Origin of the sequence: Halorubellus amylolyticus (assembly GCF_034808145.1) — an archaeon.
GTDB lineage: Archaea > Halobacteriota > Halobacteria > Halobacteriales > Natrialbaceae > Halorubellus.
The window spans coordinates 336,604-356,622 of record NZ_JAXHGM010000002.1 but is presented as its reverse complement, the minus strand read 5'-3'; the positions used below and the strand labels follow the sequence as shown (position 1 = coordinate 356,622).

General features: G+C 69.6%; 19 protein-coding genes. 13 read left to right on the top strand and 6 right to left on the bottom strand.

Annotation, left to right across the window (positions count from 1 at the left end):
• Positions 1-136 precede the first annotated feature (136 nt).
• Together SM754_RS07510 and SM754_RS07505 are read left to right on the top strand one after the other, a co-directional pair.
• Complete coding sequence (locus SM754_RS07510; protein WP_323675609.1) at positions 137-349, top strand: DUF7996 family protein; 213 nt, start codon at positions 137-139, stop codon at positions 347-349.
• A 79-nt stretch (positions 350-428) separates the two neighbouring features.
• Positions 429-686: a DUF8006 family protein gene (locus SM754_RS07505; protein ID WP_323675608.1), complete on the top strand. Its 258-nt coding sequence runs from the start codon at positions 429-431 to the stop codon at positions 684-686.
• Positions 687-770: 84 nt separating this feature from the next.
• Here SM754_RS07505 and ahbB read toward each other — a convergent pair whose 3' ends face one another.
• Complete coding sequence (ahbB, locus tag SM754_RS07500) at positions 771-1,823, bottom strand: siroheme decarboxylase subunit beta (protein ID WP_323675607.1); 1,053 nt, start codon at positions 1,821-1,823, stop codon at positions 771-773.
• Between the two features lie 79 nt (positions 1,824-1,902).
• A complete protein-coding gene (gene ilvD / locus SM754_RS07495) occupies positions 1,903-3,639 on the bottom strand; it encodes a dihydroxy-acid dehydratase (RefSeq protein ID WP_323675606.1) in 1,737 nt (578 codons plus the stop codon).
• A gap of 164 nt (positions 3,640-3,803) precedes the next feature.
• Between ilvD and SM754_RS07490 the strand changes: the two genes are divergently transcribed.
• The 6 genes from SM754_RS07490 to ppc all read left to right on the top strand — a co-directional run bounded on the left by SM754_RS07490 (position 3,804) and on the right by ppc (position 10,726).
• Positions 3,804-4,817 (top strand): beta-ribofuranosylaminobenzene 5'-phosphate synthase family protein, encoded by a 1,014-nt coding sequence (locus SM754_RS07490; RefSeq protein ID WP_323675605.1) that lies wholly within the window; start codon positions 3,804-3,806, stop codon positions 4,815-4,817.
• A gap of 158 nt (positions 4,818-4,975) precedes the next feature.
• The gene (locus SM754_RS07485; RefSeq protein ID WP_323675604.1) at positions 4,976-5,812 is read left to right on the top strand and encodes an RAD55 family ATPase; all 837 of its coding nucleotides are present in this window, start codon (positions 4,976-4,978) and stop codon (positions 5,810-5,812) included.
• A gap of 91 nt (positions 5,813-5,903) precedes the next feature.
• Positions 5,904-6,767, top strand: coding sequence for a hypothetical protein (locus SM754_RS07480; RefSeq protein WP_323675603.1), 864 nt, complete (start codon positions 5,904-5,906; stop codon positions 6,765-6,767).
• Positions 6,764-7,483, top strand: coding sequence for a DUF8135 domain-containing protein (locus tag SM754_RS07475; RefSeq protein ID WP_323675602.1), 720 nt, complete (start codon positions 6,764-6,766; stop codon positions 7,481-7,483). Before SM754_RS07480 ends, SM754_RS07475 begins: the two co-directional genes overlap by 4 nt.
• Positions 7,484-7,555: 72 nt before the next feature.
• Entirely contained in the window at positions 7,556-7,876 is a 321-nt protein-coding gene (locus tag SM754_RS07470) for a transcription factor S (protein WP_323675601.1), read from the top strand.
• Between the two features lie 111 nt (positions 7,877-7,987).
• Entirely contained in the window at positions 7,988-10,726 is a 2,739-nt protein-coding gene (gene ppc / locus SM754_RS07465; RefSeq protein ID WP_323675600.1) for a phosphoenolpyruvate carboxylase, read from the top strand.
• Positions 10,727-11,035: 309 nt separating this feature from the next.
• Here ppc and SM754_RS07460 read toward each other — a convergent pair whose 3' ends face one another.
• Positions 11,036-11,653: a response regulator transcription factor gene (locus tag SM754_RS07460; protein ID WP_323675599.1), complete on the bottom strand. Its 618-nt coding sequence runs from the start codon at positions 11,651-11,653 to the stop codon at positions 11,036-11,038.
• Between the two features lie 123 nt (positions 11,654-11,776).
• On the opposite strand from SM754_RS07460, the gene SM754_RS07455 reads away from it, so the two are divergent.
• On the top strand, positions 11,777-12,283 hold the full coding sequence (locus SM754_RS07455) for a YkgJ family cysteine cluster protein (protein WP_323675598.1): 507 nt from the start codon (positions 11,777-11,779) through the stop codon (positions 12,281-12,283).
• Between the two features lie 22 nt (positions 12,284-12,305).
• Here SM754_RS07455 and SM754_RS07450 read toward each other — a convergent pair whose 3' ends face one another.
• Complete coding sequence (locus SM754_RS07450) at positions 12,306-13,175, bottom strand: ZIP family metal transporter (RefSeq protein WP_323675597.1); 870 nt, start codon at positions 13,173-13,175, stop codon at positions 12,306-12,308.
• A gap of 84 nt (positions 13,176-13,259) precedes the next feature.
• Positions 13,260-13,958, bottom strand: coding sequence for an SDR family NAD(P)-dependent oxidoreductase (locus SM754_RS07445; RefSeq protein ID WP_323675596.1), 699 nt, complete (start codon positions 13,956-13,958; stop codon positions 13,260-13,262).
• Positions 13,959-14,137: 179 nt separating this feature from the next.
• On the opposite strand from SM754_RS07445, the gene SM754_RS07440 reads away from it, so the two are divergent.
• From SM754_RS07440 to cruF, 4 genes are all read left to right on the top strand, one after another.
• Complete coding sequence (locus SM754_RS07440; protein ID WP_323675595.1) at positions 14,138-15,316, top strand: sensor histidine kinase; 1,179 nt, start codon at positions 14,138-14,140, stop codon at positions 15,314-15,316.
• Positions 15,317-15,476: 160 nt separating this feature from the next.
• On the top strand, positions 15,477-16,982 hold the full coding sequence (gene crtID, locus SM754_RS07435) for a bifunctional phytoene desaturase/3,4-desaturase (RefSeq protein ID WP_323675594.1): 1,506 nt from the start codon (positions 15,477-15,479) through the stop codon (positions 16,980-16,982).
• Entirely contained in the window at positions 16,979-17,857 is an 879-nt protein-coding gene (locus tag SM754_RS07430) for a prenyltransferase (protein WP_323675593.1), read from the top strand. The genes crtID and SM754_RS07430 overlap by 4 nt, the downstream gene beginning before the upstream one ends.
• The gene (gene cruF, locus SM754_RS07425; protein WP_323675592.1) at positions 17,847-18,767 is read left to right on the top strand and encodes a bisanhydrobacterioruberin hydratase; all 921 of its coding nucleotides are present in this window, start codon (positions 17,847-17,849) and stop codon (positions 18,765-18,767) included. The genes SM754_RS07430 and cruF overlap by 11 nt, the downstream gene beginning before the upstream one ends.
• Positions 18,768-18,849: 82 nt before the next feature.
• On the opposite strand, the gene SM754_RS07420 is transcribed toward cruF, so the two are convergent.
• Entirely contained in the window at positions 18,850-19,857 is a 1,008-nt protein-coding gene (locus SM754_RS07420; RefSeq protein ID WP_323675591.1) for a phytoene/squalene synthase family protein, read from the bottom strand.
• Positions 19,858-20,019 lie beyond the last annotated feature (162 nt).

Genomic DNA, 20,019 nt, shown 5'->3' with positions numbered 1-20,019 from the left:
GTGCACGCTCCATGGTTCGTACGTCCCGTGCGTCCACCCCTTTGTGCGACGACCGTCGAGGGCGTCGAGTGACTCGCCTCGGTGACCGTGAACCCGAGACCGATGGGTTCAGGCACGTCCACTCCAACGGTCGAGTATGGACACAGCGACGCTCGCGGACGAGCGCGTACAGGTCGGCCTCACCGTCCTCGCGGGGATCGTCGTCCCGGGGCTCGCGAAGTACGCGCTCACCGCCGCGGGCTACTCGCTCCTGGGGACGGTCGCGTGGACGTGGGGGTTCTCCGCCATCGTCACCCTGTTCTGGCACCGCTGGATCCGGTCGCTCGACCTGACCGGGCCGACCGCGTGAGTCGCCCGACCGCGACCGACGGACGCGACCGCGGTATCGTTACGATTAAGACCGCTTCGTGGCGAGTTACGACCTAGGAATGATGGACATCGCGCTCCAGATCGTCGACAACTTCCTGCTCCAGTACAACGTTGGGCAGGCGCTACTCTTGCTGTTGATCGTGTCCGTCCTCGGCGCACTGCCGCTGAAGTCGATGAAGCTCGTCGGGTTGACGCTCCTGACGTTCGGCGCGATATTCGTGCTGACGCCGTCGTCGATGGCACCGATCCACTACAAGTTCCTCGGCGTGGGCCTCATCTTCGTCGGCCCGATGATCCTCGTCGCGTCCCGGAAGTAACTCGGTGCTGTCGCCGAGCGCGAGTCGGAACGGTCGGACGGTGTCGCGGCGGTCGTGGGCGTCGGCGCCGGGACCGCTCGCGGGCTAGTTCATGAGGTCTTCGTACTGCGCGCCCGTCTGTTTGAGCGTCTCCGTGGAGTAGAGCCGTTCGTGCTCGTAGGGGAGGTGGTCGGTGGCGAGTTCGTCGATCTTCGCGTCGACGACGTCGGCGTCGCGGCCGTGGATCATCGTGAAGAGGTTGTACTCCCAGTCGACGTCGGGGCGCCGCGGGCGGTGATAGCAGAGCGTGACGTAGGGGAGGGCGCCGACGTGTTCGCCGCGAGCGTCGAGTTCGTCGTCGGGAACCGACCAGACGACCATGCAGTTGTTCCGGAAGCCGGTGACGACGTGGTTGACGACACAGCCGATGCGTTTGATGCAGTTCTTCGCGCGGAGGTCGTCGACGGCGGCGAGGACGTCGTCGACGGCGACGGCGCCGTGGTCGTCGGTCTCGGTGAGGGCGTCGGCGAGGTCGCAGTACGGCGTTCGCGAGACGGGGAAGCCGTCCTGGATGGCGAGCAGGAGGTCGGCGTCGAACGCGGAGAGGTCGCCGGTCGCGCTCTCGCTGATGCGCGTCGCGGACACGTCAGTGGCTTCGAGGCTCTCGCGCGCGAACCGGTCGTCGTTGACGACGGGGAACTCGAGGTCGATGTAGTAGTCCGTGAGCATCGGGAGGTCGAGCACCGTACAGCCGGTCCGAGCTTCGATGTCGGCGAGGATCTCGTCGCGTCGCTCGCGCGACCCGGCGGTGACGACGAACCACATGTTCCACTCGTGGTCCCGCCGGTAGTTGTGGTTCACCTGCCGGTAGCCGTTGATGACGTCCGCGATCTCGTCGAACTCGTCGTCGGGCGCGGAGACGGCGGCGAGCGTCGACGACCCGATGACGGGCGGGTTCAGGACGGCGCCGAACCGCCGGAACACGCCCGCGTCGAGCAGGGCCGTCATCCGCTCGAACGCGTCGGTCTCGTCCGTCCCGATGGCGTCGGCGACCGTGCGGAACGGTCGTCTTTCGACGGGGAAGTCGCTCTGGAACTCGTCGATGAGGCGAGCGTCCACGTCGTCGATGCGGTCGCGCCAGTCCCCCTCCAGGCTCATTGGTCGCCCTTGGTGCTCGCGGGGTTTAGCCTGCGCGGAATCGATAGCGGTGTCGACGCGTTCGAGCGCGAGCTCGCGGTCAGTCGTCGCGTTTCGCGGCCGGGTTCGTGACCGCGCCGTTGGCGGCGGAGCCCATGTCGCGGCCGTACTTCGCGAGGACGCCGCTCGTGTACGCGGGGTCGGGGTCGTCGCGCGCGTCGAGGCGTTCGGCTATCTCGGAGTCGGTGAGGTCGACGTCGAGGGTGCGGTCGGGGACGTCGACGGTGACGACGTCGCCGTCTTCGATGGCGCCGATGGGGCCGCCGGCGTACGATTCGGGCGCGACGTGCCCGATCATCGGACCGCGCGTACCTCCCGAGAAACGGCCATCAGTCAGAAGCGCGACGTCGTCCTCGTGGCCGGCGCCGACGACGGCGGCGGTGACGCCGAGCATCTCGCGCATCCCCGGACCGCCCTGCGGGCCCTCGCTCCGGATGACGATGACGTCGCCGCTCTCGATCTCGCCCTCCTGGACGTACCGCATTGCGTCCTCCTCGTTCTCGAACACGCGAGCGGGGCCTTCGTGGTGGAAGGCGTCGTCGCCCGTGACCTTCAGGACGCTGCCGTCGGGTGCGAGGTTCCCGCGGAGGATGCGGATGGCGCCCTCTTCCTGGTAGGGGTCGTCGACCGGGTAGAGGAAGTCCGCGTCCGCCGCCTCGACCGCGTCTCGCGACGGCAGGTCCCCCTCAGCTTCGAGGTGCGCGAGCTCCTCGGCGACGGTGCGGCCCGTGATGGTGTCGGCGTCGCCGTGGATCAGGTCGGCGTCGTGGAGCCGGCGGAGGACGACGGGGACGCCACCGAGCTCGTGGAGGTCGTTCATGACGCGCGTGCCGCCGGGCTGGAGGTTCGCGATCTTCGGGGTCCGCTCGCTTATCTCGTCGAAGTCGTCGAGGTCGAGGTCGACGCCGGCTTCGGCGGCGAGCGCGAGCAGGTGGAGGACGGCGTTCGTGGAGCCGCCGATGGCGACCTGGAGCGCGATCGCGTTCTCGAACGATTCGCGCGAGAGGATGTCGCTGGGGCGGCGGTCGGCGTGCACGGCGTCGAGCGCGAGTTCCCCGGCGCGTGCGGCGACGTCGTACCGGCCGTCAGACTCGGCCGGCGCGCTCGCAGACCCCAGGGGCGCCATGCCGAGCGCCTCCGAGATGGACGCCATCGTGTTCGCGGTGAACATCCCGCCGCAGGAGCCGGCGCCCGGGCACGCGTGCCGTTCGAGGTCGTCGAGTTCGTCCTCGCTCATCGAGCCTTCCGCGACCGCGCCGACCCCCTCGAAGACGTTCTGGATGGTGACCTCGCGGCCGTCGTGCTCGCCGGGCATGATCGAGCCGCCGTAGAGGAAGACGCTGGGGAGGTCGGTGCGGATGCTCGCCATGAGCATCCCGGGGAGGTTCTTGTCGCAGCCCGCGACGGTGACGAGCGCGTCGACGCGCTCGCCGAACGCGACGAGTTCGACGCTGTCCGCGATGACCTCCCGCGAGATGAGGGAGGCCTTCATGCCCTCGGTTCCCATCGAGATGGCGTCGCTGATGGTGATGGTGCCGAACTCGATGGGCATCCCGTCGGCGTCGTCGATGCCGTCGATGGCGGCGTCGGCGACGTCGTCGAGGTGGACGTTACACGGCGTGATGTCTGCGGCGGGGTTGGCGACGCCGACCATCGGCGCGGAGAGGTCGTCGTCGTCGAACCCCATCGCGCGGAACATCGCGCGATGCGGGGCGCGCTCGGTACCCTCGGTGACCTCGCGCGACCGGAGGCCGTCGGGTTTCTCGCTATCGGTCATACGGAGACGTGGCCGCGGGCGGTCTTAAGTTCGGGTACCACGACAGACGTTGCTGGCGGAGCGGGCCGGCGGGTCGTCCTCGCGTCGACTGGCGCTCGGCTTCCGTCACCGGACGAGGTTGCCACCGTCGAAACCCCTTGCACCTATGGCCACGACTGACGGGTATGGTCACGGTCTCGTCGGGCGCGCGCCTGCACTTCGGGTTCCAGAACCTCTCGCTCGCGCACGACCGCCTCTACGGCGGCGTGGGCGTCGGGCTCGCCGAGCCCCGCGTCGCGGTCAGCGCGGTCGCCGCGGACGCGGTCGCGGTAGACGCGGCGGCGGACGCGACGCCCGCGGTCGGGACCGACGAGCGCGCGGACCTCGACGCCGCCCGACGGTACGCCGAGCGCGCCGTCGAGATACTCGGCGTCGACGGCGCGCACGTCACCGTCGAACGCACGCTCCCCCGGCACGTCGGCCTCGGCAGCGGCACGCAGCTCGCGCTCGCGACGTACACCGCGGTCGCCCGCGCGAACGACGTCGACCCCCGCCCGCGCGAGCACGCTCCGGCGCTCGGTCGCGGCGGCCGAAGCGGCGTCGGCGTCGCCACGTTCGAGTCGGGTGGGTTCGTCGTCGACGCCGGCCACCCGACCGCGCGCTTCACCACCGACGAACCAGCGCGCGGCGAGTGGGAGACCCCACCCGTCGTCGCCCGCCACGCGCTCCCCGACGACTGGCGGTTCGTCCTCGGGCTCCCGGACGCGGACGCCGGCCGGAACGGCGACGCGGAGGCCGCGAGCATGCGGAGCGTCGTCGAACGCGCCGACGGCACCGTCGCCGACGCCGTCGCCGGCGCACTCACCCGCACCCTCCTCCCCGCCGCCGCGACCGACGACCGGAAGCGGTTCGCCGACGGCATGAGCGAACTCGGCCACCGCAACGGCGCGTGGTACGCGGACGAACAGGGCGGCGTCTTCCGTCCACCCGTCGGCGAGATCGTCGAATCGCTCTCGCGGAGCGACGCCGTCGGCGGCGTCGGCCAGAGCTCGTGGGGACCCGCCGTGTACGCACTCACCGACACCACGCACGTCGACAGCGCACTCGACGCCGCCCGGAACGCCCTCGACGCCGCCGACGTCGACGGCGACGCGCTCGCGGTCGCACCCGCCACCAGCGGCGCACGCATCACCGACTGAGAACGAACCCACGACCACACCAGAAACGACCGGCTGGTGACGGTCGTACGCTCGTGCTTGCAGTCAACCCAGAAACGGCCGCCTGGTGGCGGCCGTACGCTCGTGCTTGCAGGGGGAGCGCCGTAAGACAGTTATCCGCGCCTCCCGACAGTGCGTGCATGGAGCGGCTCCCGTTCGGTATCTCGCGACTCGATTCGATGATAGACGGCGGTGCGCCGCCGGGGAGCGTCGTCCTCCTCGCTGGAGAGGTCGGCGCTGGCGCTCGCGAGTTCGTGTACACGAGCGTCGCGATGAACGCGCTCGCGCACGCCGACGCGGAGCTGTTCGACCTCTACTACGGCGGCCTGCACGGGAACGCCGCGGTCCCCGACGACATCCACTACCTGTCGTTCACCGAGGAGCGCGAAGCCATCGTCTCCGAGATGCAGTACGCGATGGACGACGACATCGTCGACGCGGCCGCCGAAGCGATCTCGTTCGCCGACTTCTCCACGGAGTACTTCCAGCTATCGCAGGTTCCCCGCGAGTGGTACGCGACGGAGACCCGGGAGATAACGGATCTCGGCGACCGGAACGACCGCCGTGGGACGCTGGACGCGGTCGGCGAGTACATGAACGACAACGCGAGCGGGAGTCTCGTCGTCCTCGACTCCGTCACCGACCTGGTGTCAGCGGCGAGCGGCGACATGGACTGGAACGAGATCACGCTCCTCATGAAGGGCCTGAAGAAGGCGAGCTACGAGTGGGGCGGACTCGTCCTCCTGCTCGTGAACACCGAAGCGCTCTCCGAGCACGAACTCGGCGGCCTCATGGAATCGACGGACGGCTCGCTTCTGTTCGAGTGGGAGTCCGGCGGCTCCGAGCGCGCTCGCACGCTCGTCGTCAAGCAGTTCCGCGGCGTGCTGTCGCGGCTCGAGGAGGAGAACATCATCCAGTTCGAGACCGACATCAGCGACGCCGGGTTCGACATCAGCGACGTCCGGAAGATCCGCTGACCCGGAACCGGCGGAACCGGCCGCGTCCATCGCTCCACACCAGTTGTTTTTGCAACAACCCTTAAGCACCTTAAGACCGAAATCCAGCCGAATGGCGAGCGAGGAGCACGTCGACGTCTCGGTTCGACTCCCGCCAGACCTCGAGGAGTGGCTCGACCAGCAAGCCGTCGAGATGGATCGGAGTCGGGAGGACGTCATCCGAGAGCTCGTCGCCGCGTACCGCTCGATGACCGAGAACGACGCCGGAGACGGCGTCGTGACGGTCGACGACGTCGACGGTGTCGTCGACGAGGAGGCGCTCGAAGCGTACGTCGAGACGACGGCGTTCGAGGACGCGCTCGACGAGCAACGCGAGGAGTTCCAAGACCTCCTGAACGACGTCCGCAGGCGCGTGGTGCAGGTCAAGCGCGAGGCGGACGCGAAGGCACCAGCGGAGCACGAGCACGAGGCGTTGACGGAGCGCGTGGACGCGATGGCCGCGGACGTGGCCGCGCTCTCGGAGACGGTCGACCGGGTCGAGGACGACCTCGACGCGGGATTCGATAACTTCGAGGACGTCCTCGAGTACCTGACGGAGACGACGGACGAACTGGAGGCGAAGACGGGGACGCTCGCTCGCGTGCTCGTGGACGTTCGCTCGGAGGTCAAGCGGTTGAGTCTCCAGGAGTCGCGGCGTGCGGAGGCCGAGACGCTCAAGTTGGCCGCGAACCGCGAGAGCATCAGGACGGCGAAGTGCGAGGAGTGCGAGTCGCCCGTGGACGTCTCGTTGTTGTCGATGCCGGAGTGCCCGCACTGCGCGAGTACGTTCAACGACGTCGAGAAGCGCTCGGGCCTGTTCTCCTCGAACCGGCTGGTGACGGGTGACCCGCCGGCGCTCCCCGAGGGCCACGACGACGACCTGAACGCCGAGCTCGCCGAGGAGCTCGCCGAGCAGGCCGAGGAGGTGTCCGAATGACGAGGGAGGACGAGCGGTCCGACCCACCGGACGTCGACGCCGAGGACGGGTGGACGTTCGACGAGGGTGACGACGCGTCGGCGGAGTCGGCTCCGGTCGGCGAGGGGAACGAGGCGTCCGAGGAGTCGGGCCAGGAGCCACTCGGTGGGTTGCGCGACCGCGTGAGCGGCGAGGACGAGGCGGCCCCGCCGACGCTGTTCCCCGACGAGTCGCCCGCGGCCGCTGCGGGAGACGGTGACGCGAGCGGTGACGAGGCTCCGATGGGCGACGATGCGAGCGGCGATGGGGCTCCGGTTGGCGCCGATGCTGGCGGCGACGGGTCCGCGCCCGAGGACGGTCCGCGGGTGCCGGCGGACGGCCACGAGGGGCCGCTCGGAGACCTCGCGGCCGGCGTCGAGGGGCGGCGGGAGCGGAACACGAAGGCGGACGAGGAGCTGTTCGACGAGGTGGACGTCGGCGAGTTGGACGCGGACGAGCTCTGGGCGCAGGTGGAGACCGACGAGCCGACCGTGGAACCCCGCGGGGAGCGCGAGGTCCGGGAGGTCCAGAAGCGCAAGTACTGCTCGCAGTGTCCGTACTTCGCCGACCCGCCGGAGGTCGGGTGCTCGCACGAGGGCACGGACATCCTGGAGCAGGTCGACATGGAGCACTTCAAGGTCGCGGACTGTCCGGTCATCCTGGAGGACGAGCGACTCGAGGACGTGACGACCGAGTAGGCTGTCGGGAGACGACCGAGGGTGTCGTCGCGAAGGCGTTACAGTCGAGTACCTCGAACCGCGATTGGACGTATGCAATTCTGCGACGACTGCGGTTCGATGATGAAGACCGACGGCGACGAGTGGGTGTGCTCGTCGTGTGGCGCGACCGAGTCCCGCGGTGGTGACGAGAGCGAGTACGTGTCGACGGACGCGCAGGCCGACGCGGCGGTCATCGAGACGGAGGAGAACGCGGACTTCGAGGGGAAGCCGACGGCGACGGACGTGCGCTGCGACGAGTGCGGGACCGAGGAGGCGTGGTACTACATCCAGCAGACGGCGAGTGCGGACGAACCGCCGACGCGGTTCTTCAAGTGCACGGAATGCGGGAAGAAGTGGCGCGGGTACAACTGAGCGGCGGGTCGCGGCCACCACCCGAACGTGCACGATTAATTACTACGGTCCGAGTGGCAATTTTTCGGCGTGGCGTCGGGTTTGATGGAACCGGAGCGCGTGCGTTGTGGTATGGCATTGCACGAACGGGACGTCCGGCAGGACGTCCGCGAACTCGGCGAACTCGTCGGCGACGTCCTGGAGGCCCAGGCGTCGACCGCGGCGTTCGAGACCGTCGAGGACGTCCGCGAGCGCGCCATCGGGTACCGGCGCGGGGACGTCGACTCGCGCGAACGACTCGTCGAGACGATCAAGGCGCTCGACCCCGAGCGCGCGAGCGACGTCGCTCGTGCGTTCACGACGTACTTCGAACTCGTGAACCTCGCGGAGGAACGCGAGCGCGTTCGGACCGTCCGACGGAGCCGGCAGACCGACGAACTCGAGGACTCGCTGCCCGCGGCCGCGGACGAGCTCGGGAACGCGGACGTCGACGTCGTCGAGCGGACGCTCGCGGACGTCCTCGTCGAACCGACGTTCACCGCGCACCCGACGGAGGCGCGCCGGAAGACCGTGAAGGCGAAGCTCCGGTCGATCGCCGAGCACGTCCAGACGCTCGACGAGCGCTCGCTCACCGACCTGGAGGACGCGCGCGTCTGGCGCGACATCGAGGCGGAGGTGACGTCGCTCTGGCAGACCCCGCAGGTACGGGAGGGGCCGCCGACGCCGGACGACGAGGCGCGGAACGTCCAGTGGTACCTCCAGAACACGCTGTTCGACGTCGTCGGCGACGTCTACGACACCCTGGAGCGGGAACTGGACGACGCGGTGGTCGAGGACCTCGACGTCCCGAAGCTCCTCGAGTTCCGGTCGTGGGCGGGCAGCGACCGCGACGGCAACCCATACGTGACGCCCGAGGTCACCGAGCGCACGCTCGAACGCCAGCGCTCGGTGGCCCTGGAGCGCTACCGGGGTCGGTTGAAGGCGCTCTCGGGGGTCGTGAGTCAGGACGGGAAGCGGTGTCCGCCGACCGACGCGTTCGAGGCGAGTCTCGCCGCGGACCGCGAGCGCCTCCCGGGCGTCGCGACCGAGACCGAGGAGCGCTACCCGGGCGAGCCGTACCGGAAGAAGCTGAAGCTGATGCGCGAGCGCGTCGACCGCGTCGGCGACGTCCGCCCCGGCGGGTACGAGGACGCGTCGGAGCTCATCGAGGACCTGAACGTGCTCGCGGAGAGCCTCCGCGCGAACGGCGCGGAAGCCATCGTCGACGCGCACGTGAAACCGCTCGTTCGCGAGGTGGAGACGTTCGGGTTGACGCTCGCCGGCCTCGACCTCCGCGACCACCAGGAGAACCACACGGAGGCGGTCGGCGAGGCGCTCGCGCGGGCGGGCATCGACTACGACGCGATGACCGAGGACGAGCGCGTCGACGTCCTCACGGACGCCATCCTCCAAGACCAGCCGGTCGTGGACGTCACCGACACCGACGGCGTCTCCGAGACGACCGAACGCGTCCTGAAGCGCTTCGACGCGTTCGCGGACTGGCAGCGCGAGTACGGCGCGGACGCCATCGACACGTACGCCATCTCGATGACCGAACGCCCGAGTCACGTCCTCGAGGTCCTGTTCCTCGCGGACCAGGCGGGCGTCGTCTCGCTCCCCGAGTACTCGGGCGTGGACGTCGTGCCGCTGCTGGAGACCGAGAGCGCGCTGGAGAACGCGCGGGACATCATGGGGACGCTCTTCGAGAACGACGCCTACGGGGCGGCCATCGCGGCGCGCGGGGACGTCCAGGAGGTGATGCTCGGGTACTCGGACTCGAACAAGGAGAACGGGTTCCTGGCGGCGAACTGGCGGCTCCACGAGAACCAGCGCCGAATCGCGCACGTCTGCGACGACCACGACGTTACGCTCCGACTGTTCCACGGCCGCGGCGGCTCCATCTCCAGGGGCGGTGGCCCCATCGGTGCGGCGTTGCTCGCCCGGCCGAGCGACGCGGTGTCGGGGATGGTGAAGTTCACCGAGCAGGGCGAGGTGCTCGCGGAGCGGTACGCGAACCCGCAGGTCGCCGAGCGCTCGCTCGAACAGCTCCTGTCGGCGCAGCTCCGGTCGCGAAAGCGCGCCATCGAGCAACCCGAACCGCAGGCGGCGGACGATTGGGAGGCCGCGATGGCGGGGATGGCGGACGTCGCGCGCGACGAGTACCGCGACCTCCTCGAGACCGACGGGTTCGTGTCGTACTTCGAGCAGGCGACGCCCATCACGGTCATCGAGAACCTCAACCTCGGGTCGCGGCCCGCCTCGCGGACCGGCGAGCGGAAGGTCGAGGACCTCCGCGCAATTCCGTGGGTGTTCTCGTGGACGCAGTCGCGGTGCGTGCTCCCGGGCTGGTACGGGCTCGCCACCGCACTCGACGAGTATCTGGCTGGCTCACAGCCCGCCGAACGCGCGAGCGGTGAAACCGCGAGCGCCGAGGACGGCGGTGACCTGGAGACCCTCCGGGAGATGTACGACTCGTGGCCAGTGTTCACGACGCTCCTGGACAACGCGGCGGTCGCGCTCGCACGCACCGACATGGAGATCGCGAGCCACTACGCGGACCTGGCGACGCCCGAGCTCCGCGAGCGGTTCTTCCCGCGCCTGGAGGGCGAGTACGACCGAGCGTGCGATCTCGTGAAGGAGATCACGGGCCGGGACACGGTGTACGCTCGCGAGTGGTTCGGGGAGAGCCTCTCGCGGCGGAACCCCTACGTCGACCCGCTGCACCTGCTGCAGGTCGACCTGCTCGACCAGACGCATCGGACGCCCGCCGAGGAGCGCACGCTCCGGTTGACGGTGAAAGGGATCGCCGCCGGCATGAAGAACACGGGGTAGCGACCGAACGCGGTCGCTTGCGAACCCGACGGTGCGAAGGTGGGGGTGGAACGGGAGAGGACGTCGGTGGCCCGTGCGTGGGGGGGAGAGTCGGGAGCGGCCACCGGCGCCAAGGGGGGGAATCGGCCGCGGGCCGGTTCGACGTCGCCCCGCGAGCCATCGCCTGCTTGGGCACGACCAAAGGTAGTGGTGAACCCTCAGAAGTTAGGTGAGGGTCTCTGGGAGGATGGCGAAGGGCGCTCCGAAGGCAGGTGAGGCCCGCTCGGAGAGTGGACGGAGTGACGGGAGAGCGCGGTCGGGTGCGGGTCCTCACCCGATGTCGGTGACGCAGCCGGTACCGTCGACGTGGTCGTCGCAGCGGACGTCGTCGAGGGAGCCGAGCGCGCGCTCGCGGGCCGTTGCGACGCGCTCGCGGAGGGCGTCGAGGTCCTCGGGGTCGTCCTGCGCGCGGTACTCGGGGCCGGCCTGGAGGACCGCGAGCTTGGACTGGAGCGAGAAGTGCTCGCGGAACGCGGGTTCGTGTTCGGCGAGCGCGAGCAGTGATTCGACGGTCGATTCGAGTGGGTCGCGGCCGACCGGTTTCACGAGGTAGTCGTCGAACGCCATCTCGACGACGTCGAGCGTCGGTTCGACGGCGGTGACCATCGACACGCGCTGGTCGTGGCCGCGAGACCGCATCTCGGCGAGCACGGCGTCGCCGGACATCGACGGCATCCGGCGGTCGAGGAGGACGACGTCGACCGGTTCGGCGGCGAGGACGTCGAGCGCGTCGCTCCCCGAGTACGCGACGTGGACGTCGACGTGCTCGCGGAGCCAGAGCGCGTACGTGTCCGCGAGGGCCTCGTCGTCGTCGACGACGAGGACGGTTGCGTCCGTCGACGCGAGGTCGACGGTCGCGTCCATCGGGAGGGAGTGTGTTCGAGACATGGTGGCGGCGCAGCGTGCGCTTGTGCTAGCTGTCTAGCTCCGGCCTCTCATGCCTGCGTCCTAATTTGTTTGGTGCGCCCGGAAGGGAAGGACACTTGGGCGCGCGCGGCGTCGGTAGAGGCGATGAGTACGGGCTCTCGTCGCGTCGAAGTGCATCCCGGTCGGGAGGCGGTCGTGGAGTTCGACCCCGAGTTGACCTTCGAGTGCGTCGACGAGTGCACGTGGTGCTGTACGCACGGCGTCCTCCTCTACGAGCGGGATTTCTACGAGCTCGCGGAGCGAGCGAGCCTCGACAACACGACGCAGTTCCGCGGCGAGGACTTCGTGAAGAAGGAGTCGAAGGACCGCGACGAGCACGTCGGCGACGACGGCGAGGCGTGCGTGTTCCTGCGCGACGACGGCCTCTGCGAGCTGCACGCCGAGCACGACTGGAAGCCGACGCGGTGCTCGGTGTATCCGCTCGCGGTGAGCGTCGAGGACGGCGACATCCACGTGGACGTCCGCGAGTCGGCGTGGGAACACTGCGAGGGCATGAACGTGAGCGAGCGGAAGGTCGTCGACAACCTGGACGCGTTCCTCCCGGAGGTCCTCTGGGAGCTCGACGATCCGTCGAGCGACCGCGAGCTGTAAGCGAACTCTCCGCGGGGCCGCGTCAGGCGACGAGGGACCAGGCGACGAAGACGACGCCGCCGCCGAGGAGCGTCGATGCGACGGCGTGGAGGCGGAGGGCGTCGAGGAGTTCGTGTGCGTGGTCGGTGGTGTGTGCGACGTCGTAGACGTCTCCGCCGATTTCGCAGGTGGGGAGGAAGTCCATGGCGACGTGGAGGAAGACGCCGGCGGCGAACCCGAACACGAGCGCGTTCAGGACGGGGTCGGGTGGGAGGGCGACGATGGACGCGGGGATGGCGGTGAGGCCGACGCCGGCGGCGGGGAGCAGGAGCACCCAGGGGTTGCCGCCGTCGCTCGCGAGTCGGCGTGCGGCGGCGTAGCCGGCTGGGCCCTTGTGTGAGACGATGGCGACGCCGAGGAACGCGCCGAGCGTGGGCATGTTCCCGTAGACGATACCGATGATGGTGCCGGCGGCGAGGGCGTGCGCGGATATCTCGAGGCTGGTGTGGTCGAAGCTGGTCTCGTGGGTGAGGCGGTGGCCGACGGTGTGGGCGCCGAATCCGAGGACGATGCCGCTGGCGACGCCGAACCCGCCCCAGCGCGGGTGGAGGCCGAAGGCCTGCGGGAGGAGGAAGACGGCGGCGCTGGTGACCATGGCGCCGGCGGCGAGGCCGTACGCCCAGACGAGGCCGTGGGCGTGGCTGCCGTCGGCGCGTGCGCCGAGCGGGATGGCGACGGCCATGGCGGCGAACGCGGTCCAGGCGATGCCGACGACCTTCCAGAGCTCCTCGCGGCCGTCGAGTGCGACGGTCCCGGCCCACGCGGTGAGTGCGAGGAACGCGACGACGGCGAGGACGCCGACCGTCGGCACGCCAGCGAGGTTGTTAATCCGAGAATCCGAGTTAGTAACCATTCGTGTTAACAACACGAAGACGTTCGTTAATAACCCCATCGGTCGCGCATCCGCCCCAAGCGAGCTCGTTCCCGCGCGTCGAACTCAGCGCGTCGCGCGCTTCCAGGCCTTCAGGTCGACGACCTCGCCGTCGAGGTCGTCGGCGTCGCACTCGGTCGCCGCCCACACGAACATCCCCGCCACGTCGCCCGGCTCGCGACCGCCCGGGCCGGACAGGTCGGTGTCGACCTTCCCCGGGTCGACGCAGCCCGCGACGAACCCGGTGTCCGCGGCGAACTGGCGGACGACCGCCTCCGCGCCGGCCTTCGACGGCGCGTACCCGCCCAGGCCGGGCTTCGCGTCCCGCGCCACGGACCCCGTGGGCAGCAGGAGGCGCGCACCCTCGTTCAGGTGCGGGAGCGACTCCTTGAACGTCGCGAACGCCCCGCGGACGTTCGTCCGGAACGCCTCGTCGAACGCCGTGTAGGACGTCTCCGCGATGGACGCCTCCCCGGGAGTCCCGTGGAAGACCCCCGCGTTCGCGACCACGACGTCGATGCCCGCCGGCCCGGTCCGCGACGCCGTCTCGACGAGCCGCTCCACGTCGAACTCGTCGCGGACGTCCGCGCGCAACCCGGTGACCTCGCCGTCACCGGCCGCCTCCAGGTCGTTCACGAGTTCGCCGACCGCCGACGCGTCCCGACCGCAGATGGCGACCGACGCGCCCGCCTCGGCGAACGCCGTGGCGACCGCTCGTCCGATACCGCTCGTCGCACCCGTCACGACCGCCGTCGTCCCGTGCATACCACCGCCTACGGGGACGGTCGATAGGAAACCACCGGTCGCGGTACCGACCCGGAACCGGGCGGTCGACGCGGCGCTTCTCGCCCGACCGTCGACGGCCCGATTCCCGTTCGCGCCCCGGCTAGTGGCCTGTTTTATCATGCCACGGTGATTTACCGATATGTATTCAATTGATGTTCGTGTCCCGGGGGGAGCAGGCGAAGGGGGAGAGATACGGCGTCGTCGCGCTCGGACTCGCCGGGCTGGCCGCCGTCGTCGTCCACGCCGCGACCAGCACCGCTCACCTCGCCAGCGTCGTCGCGGACCTCTTCGCGTCGACGTTCGTCGTCTCCGTCCTCGCGTTCGTCGCCCTCACCGCGTTCGGCGTCCACCTCGCCCGAACCGAGACGCCGACGCACTGTCGTCGCGTCGCCGCCGTCGGCGTCGTCACCGCCGTCAGCTACCTCGCCCTCGTCGCCGCCTTCTACGCCGGCATCGACCAACCGTTCGGCGGGGTCGCTGACGCGTTCCACGTCGGCTACGGCATCGCCGCCATCGGCGCCTGGTTCGGCGTCGTCCCGACGCACTTCTACCTCCGGCAGCGCCGACAGACCGAACGCCTCCGCGAACTCAACGCCGAACTCCGCGAGACGAACGCCGAACTCCGCGAGCAGAACGAGCGCCTCGACGAGTTCGCGAGCATCCTCGGCCACGACCTCCGGAACCCGCTCGCGGTCGCCCGCGGCTACGTCGAACTCGCCGCCGAGACGGGGAACCTCGACCACCTCGACAACGTGAACGCGTGTCACGCCCGGATCGAGACGCTCGTCGACCAGGTGCTCGCGCTCGCCCGCATGGAACGCGACCCCGACGCCGTCACCGAGCTCGACGTCGCCGGCGTCGCCACCGACGCCCACGAGACAGTCGACATCGGCGACGGCGAGGTCGTCGTCGACGTCGACTGCACCGTCGAAGCGGAACGCAGCGACCTCCGACAGGTGTTCGAGAACTGCTATCGGAACGCCGCCGAGCACGCCGGCCCCGACCCGACGATCCGCGTCACCTGTCTCGACGACGACCCAGGGTTCGCCATCGCGGACGACGGCCCCGGCATCCCCGGCTGCGAACGCGACGCGGTGTTCGAACGCGGGTACTCGAACGACGACGGCACCGGCCTCGGGCTCGCCATCGTCGCCGAGGTCGCGGACACGTACGATTGGACGGTCGACGTCGTCGAGGCCGTCGACGGCGGCGCGCGCTTCGAGTTCCGGACGGCGACAACAGCGGCGGACGTCGACGCTCCCGACGAACGCGAGCGACCAGGGCCGGACTCCGTCGACGAGGACGACCCCACGCCACGGGTCGCGTCCGGCACCTGACCGCCGAGTTCGCCACCCGATTGCGCCCGGTACCCGACCGCCGAGTCCGCAGCCACCGTGTCGTCGACCCACGGCTACCGCGTGCCATCGCGTGCTCGCGGTTCGCACACCTACCGAGTCGTGGCCGCTATTTAAGGTCGTCTCGCTACTACGTCCAGTCATGAACGGACTCTCCGGAACCTCGGTCCTCGCCGTCGGCGGCGGATTCGGTGGCTTGTCGACAGCGTGCTACCTCGCCGACGCCGGCGCGGACGTCACCGTCGTCGAGAAGAACGACGGCCTCGGTGGCCGCGCGTCGGTCCTCGAACGCGACGGCTTCCGGTTCGACATGGGACCGTCGTGGTACCTGATGCCGGACGTCTTCGAGCGGTTCTTCGGGCACTTCGACCGCACGCCCACCGACTACTACGGCCTCGAACACCTCGACCCGCACTACCGGGTCTTCTTCAAGGACGGCGACCGCGTCGACATTACCCCCGACCTCGAACGGTCGAAGGAGGTGTTCGAGTCCTACGAGGAAGGCGCCGGCGAGGCGCTCGAACGCTACCTCGAACAGAGCGAGGAGAACTACGAGGTCGGCATGGAGCACTTCGTGTACGAGGACCGCGCGACCATCGGGGACTTCCTCGACCCCGACGTCGCGAAGCAGGCGCGCGGGCTGACGATGCTCGGGTCGATGCAGGACCACGTCGAGAAGTACTTCGACCACCCGAAGCTCCAGCAGATCATGCAGTACACGCTCGTGTTCCTCGGCGGCTCCCCGAAGAACACGCCCGCGCTGTACAACCTGATGAGTCACGTCGACTTCAACCTCGGCGTCTGGTACCCGGAGAACGGCGTCGGCGGCGTCGTCGACGGGATGGCCGCGCTCGGCGAGGAGCTCGGCGTCGAGTACGTCACCGGGACGCCCGTCGAGGAGATCATGGGTCGGCGCGGCGGGTTCAAGGTCACGACCGAGCCCGGCGAGACGTTCTTCCCGGACGTCGTCGTGAGCGACGCGGACTACGCGCACACCGAACTCGAACTGCTCGACGAGGGGAAGCGCCACTACGACGCCGACTACTGGGACTCGCGGACGTACGCGCCGTCGGCGTTCCTCATGTACATGGGCGTCGAGGGCGACGTGGACGAGCTCGAGCATCACACGCTCGTACTGCCGACGGACTGGGAGGAGCACTTCGACGAGATATTCGAGGACCCGGCGTGGCCCGAGAACCCGGCGTACTACCTCTGCGTCCCCAGCGAGACGGACGACTCGGTGGCCCCCGAGGGCCACTCGAACCTGTTCGTGCTCGTCCCCATCGCGCCCGGGCTCGACGACACCGATGAGATGCGCGAGCAGTACCGCGAGGTCGTGCTCGACGACATCGCCGAGCACACCGGCACGGACCTCCGGGACCGCATGGTCGTCGAGGAGACGTTCACCGTGAGCGACTTCGCCGAGCGGTACAACGCCTACGAGGGGTCGGCGCTCGGGCTCGCGCACACCCTCAAGCAGACCGCGCTCTTCCGGCCGTCGCGTCGCTCCGAGTCGGTCGACGGCCTCTACTACACCGGCGGGTACACGACGCCCGGTATCGGCGTCCCGATGTGCCTCATCAGCGGGGAACTGACCGCGGACGCCGTCCGCGAGGACGCCGGCCTCGAACGCGTACGCCAGGAATGACGACCGAGGGGACCCACGAGTCGACGACGACCGCCGTCTTCGAGGGGCTCGCGTACCTCCTGACGCTCTCGCGACCGCGGTTCTGGTTCTACCTCGCCGGCCCGGTCGTCGTCGGCGTCGCGTACGGTGCCCGCTCGGTCCCCGAGCTGTTCGCGCCGGTCGCGCTCGTGCTGTTCGCGTACTTCCTCGTCCCCGCGAACGTCTACCTCTACGGGATCAACGACGTCTTCGACCGGGACGTCGACGCGTCGAACCCGAAGAAGGAGGGCCGCGAAGCGCGGTTCTCGGGCGACGCGTGGGTGGTCGCGGTCGTCACCGCCTCGGGACTGGCGCTCGTCCCGGTCGCCGCGACGACGCCCGCACTCGCGTGGCCGTACCTCGGGGCGTACGCCGCGCTCGCGACCGAGTACAGCGCCCCGCCGCTGCGGTTCAAGACGACGCCGCTGCTGGACTCGCTCTCGAACGGCCTCTACGTCCTCCCGGGCGCGGCCGCGTACGCCGCCGTCGCCGGGCAGCACCCACCGGTGCTCGCGCTCGCCGGCGCATGGCTGTGGACGATGGCGATGCACACGTTCAGCGCCATCCCGGACATCGAACCGGACCGCGCGGCGGGCATCGACACCACGGCGACGTGGCTGGGCGAGTCCCAGACGTACGCGTACTGCTTCGCGGTCTGGACCGCCGCCGCGGTCGCGTTCGCCGCCGTCGACTACCGCCTCGGCGTCGCCCTCGCCGTCTACCCGGTCTTCGTCGCGTGGGTCTCCCGGTCGAAGATCGCGGTCGACCGCGCGTACTGGTGGTTCCCGTACCTGAACACCGTGATCGGGATCGTCCTGACGCTCGGCGCGCTCTGGAGGCTCACGAATGGCGTCTGAGGACTCGCCGTCGGCGTCGCAGTCGGTGGCCGATGCGACGACCGTCCCCTCCGGTCGCGAGCGCGTGCAGGCGCGCCTCGACGAACTCGTCCGCGAGCACCGGTTCACCATCGCGGTCGTCTTCCCGCTCGTCGGCGCGATATCGCTCGTCGCGAGCGCCGAAGGCTGGTACCCCGACCCCCTCTCGTTCCTCGCGTACAACCCCCTGTTCGTGCTGTTCGGCGTCCTCGTGATGCGGCTCCCGCTCGTCGCCGGCGTCGCGCCGCTCGTCGACAGGAAGGCCGGCGTCGCGCTCGCACTCCTCACCGCGTACGCGTACGGCATCGAGTACGTCGGCACGACCACGGGCTGGCCGTACGGCGCGTTCGAGTACACCGTCCCGCTCGGCCCGATGCTCGCCGACGTCATCCCCGTCGCCCTCCCCGTGTTCTTCTTCCCGCTCGTCCTGAACGCCTACCTCCTCACACTCTTACTGCTCGGCGACCGCGCCGACAACACCGCCGTCCGGCTCGCCGCGACCGTCGCCGCCGTCCTCGCGACCGACCTCGTCCTCGACCCCGGCGCCGTCGCCGTCAACTTCTGGGCGTACGACTGCGCCGCCACCGCCTCCTGCGAGTACTACGGCGTCCCGTGGTCGAACTACGGCGGCTGGGTGCTGTCCGCGACCGTCGCCGTCCTCGCGTTCGACCAGGGCCTGGACCGCACCGGGCTCAAGGACAGGTTGCGCGAGTGCGAGTTCATGCTCGACGACCTCGTGAGCTTCGTCCTGCTCTGGGGCGGCATCAACGCCCTCTACGGGAACTGGGTACCCGTCGCGGTCGCCGCCGCGCTCGGCGTCGGCTTACTGACTACAGATCGCTTCGACTTCGCCGTCGGTGACAGCGCGCTCGTCCGCGCCGTCCGCCGCTGACGCCCCGGGCAATCCGAGGACTCATTTATTCCAGTCGTCCGCATGAACAAGCCCGTATAGCTCGACGGGGCGGTCCGTGACGCTACCAGGACGGCAGCCAACCGCGAACGCGCCCGAGCGCGCCGCGCCCGTCGTGGTCCGACCCGCTCGCGCCCTCCTCGTGGTGGTCGTCGGCGTGCCGGTCGTCGTACGGCACCGCGGACACGCGCCGGAACACCGCCTCCGGGTCCTTGTTCCACTGCCAGTGCCAGCGCGTCCGCACCAGGCACCAGAGCTTCCGCCACGTCGGCAGGTCCACGTCGACGGTGACGGTGTCGTAGTCGCGCTTGCGGACGACGCGGTGATGCTCCGCGTACAGGACCGCCGCCAGGAGGACCGCAAGCTGGCAGTCCTCCGGGAGGTACCGGATGCCGGCGACGCCCTCCCGGTACAGCTCGTCGGCGCGAGCGGTCTCCGCCGCGATGGCGTCCTGGATCTCCGGCGTGAACTCGAGGTCCTTCACGTCCGCGACGTCCGCACCGCACCGTTCCAGCGTCGCTTCCGGGAGGTACACGCGGTCGCGCTCCACGACGTCCTCGTGGACGTCCCGCACGAAGTTCGACAGCTGGAACGCCTCGCCGAGCTTGATGGCGTGCGGTAACGCCTGCTCGTAGGCCTCCTCGTCGAGGTGCATGATGTCCGTCATCATCACGCCGACCGCGGCCGCCGACCCGCGCATGTAGTCCTCGAGGTCGGCGTACGTCTCGTAGCGGTCCGTGTCGATGTCCGTCGCCATCGCGTCCACGAACTCGTTCACCCACGCGTCGTCGATCTCGTACGTCTCGCACAGTTCCGCGAACGCCTCCAGCACGGGGTCGTCCGCGGGTTCCTCGCCGAGCGCTTGCGCGCGCAGCTCCTCGAGGCGTCGGGACTGCTCCTCGCGCGACAACCCGTCCGGGTCGTCGACGACCTCGTCCGCGATACGGAAGAACCCGTAGAGGACGTACGTCGGGTGCCTGATGCGTTCGGGGAGCAATCGCGTCGCGATATGGAAGGTCTTCCCCGTCTCTCGCTGGATGGCTTTCCCTTCCTTGACGTGTTCGTCGTGCATCGTGTGTTCTCCGGCGAGGACCCCGCGCAGGTGGCGTCTCTCCGTATAGTGGTTAGCGGGCTGTTCGGAAATAACTGACTTACACAACAGGTTAGGACCACGCCGAGAACGGGCCCGACGTTCCCACCTGCAGACACGTCGGCCGTCGGCGACCGGCACCGT

What these genes read in the sequence shown, in the direction of transcription:
- SM754_RS07505 (WP_323675608.1), top strand. Translation starts at nt 429, where the DNA reads ATGATGGACATCGCGCTCCAGATCGTCGACAACTTCCTGCTCCAGTAC.
- SM754_RS07510 (WP_323675609.1), top strand. Translation starts at nt 137, where the DNA reads ATGGACACAGCGACGCTCGCGGACGAGCGCGTACAGGTCGGCCTCACC.
- SM754_RS07460 (WP_323675599.1), bottom strand. Translation starts at nt 11,653, where the DNA reads ATGTCTCGAACACACTCCCTCCCGATGGACGCGACCGTCGACCTCGCG.
- SM754_RS07420 (WP_323675591.1), bottom strand. Translation starts at nt 19,857, where the DNA reads ATGCACGACGAACACGTCAAGGAAGGGAAAGCCATCCAGCGAGAGACG.
- SM754_RS07430 (WP_323675593.1), top strand. Translation starts at nt 16,979, where the DNA reads ATGACGACCGAGGGGACCCACGAGTCGACGACGACCGCCGTCTTCGAG.
- SM754_RS07480 (WP_323675603.1), top strand. Translation starts at nt 5,904, where the DNA reads ATGGCGAGCGAGGAGCACGTCGACGTCTCGGTTCGACTCCCGCCAGAC.
- SM754_RS07450 (WP_323675597.1), bottom strand. Translation starts at nt 13,175, where the DNA reads ATGGTTACTAACTCGGATTCTCGGATTAACAACCTCGCTGGCGTGCCG.
- cruF (WP_323675592.1), top strand. Translation starts at nt 17,847, where the DNA reads ATGGCGTCTGAGGACTCGCCGTCGGCGTCGCAGTCGGTGGCCGATGCG.
- ppc (WP_323675600.1), top strand. Translation starts at nt 7,988, where the DNA reads ATGGCATTGCACGAACGGGACGTCCGGCAGGACGTCCGCGAACTCGGC.
- SM754_RS07445 (WP_323675596.1), bottom strand. Translation starts at nt 13,958, where the DNA reads ATGCACGGGACGACGGCGGTCGTGACGGGTGCGACGAGCGGTATCGGA.
- ilvD (WP_323675606.1), bottom strand. Translation starts at nt 3,639, where the DNA reads ATGACCGATAGCGAGAAACCCGACGGCCTCCGGTCGCGCGAGGTCACC.
- SM754_RS07490 (WP_323675605.1), top strand. Translation starts at nt 3,804, where the DNA reads ATGGTCACGGTCTCGTCGGGCGCGCGCCTGCACTTCGGGTTCCAGAAC.
- crtID (WP_323675594.1), top strand. Translation starts at nt 15,477, where the DNA reads ATGAACGGACTCTCCGGAACCTCGGTCCTCGCCGTCGGCGGCGGATTC.
- SM754_RS07455 (WP_323675598.1), top strand. Translation starts at nt 11,777, where the DNA reads ATGAGTACGGGCTCTCGTCGCGTCGAAGTGCATCCCGGTCGGGAGGCG.
- SM754_RS07470 (WP_323675601.1), top strand. Translation starts at nt 7,556, where the DNA reads ATGCAATTCTGCGACGACTGCGGTTCGATGATGAAGACCGACGGCGAC.
- ahbB (WP_323675607.1), bottom strand. Translation starts at nt 1,823, where the DNA reads ATGAGCCTGGAGGGGGACTGGCGCGACCGCATCGACGACGTGGACGCT.
- SM754_RS07475 (WP_323675602.1), top strand. Translation starts at nt 6,764, where the DNA reads ATGACGAGGGAGGACGAGCGGTCCGACCCACCGGACGTCGACGCCGAG.
- SM754_RS07485 (WP_323675604.1), top strand. Translation starts at nt 4,976, where the DNA reads ATGGAGCGGCTCCCGTTCGGTATCTCGCGACTCGATTCGATGATAGAC.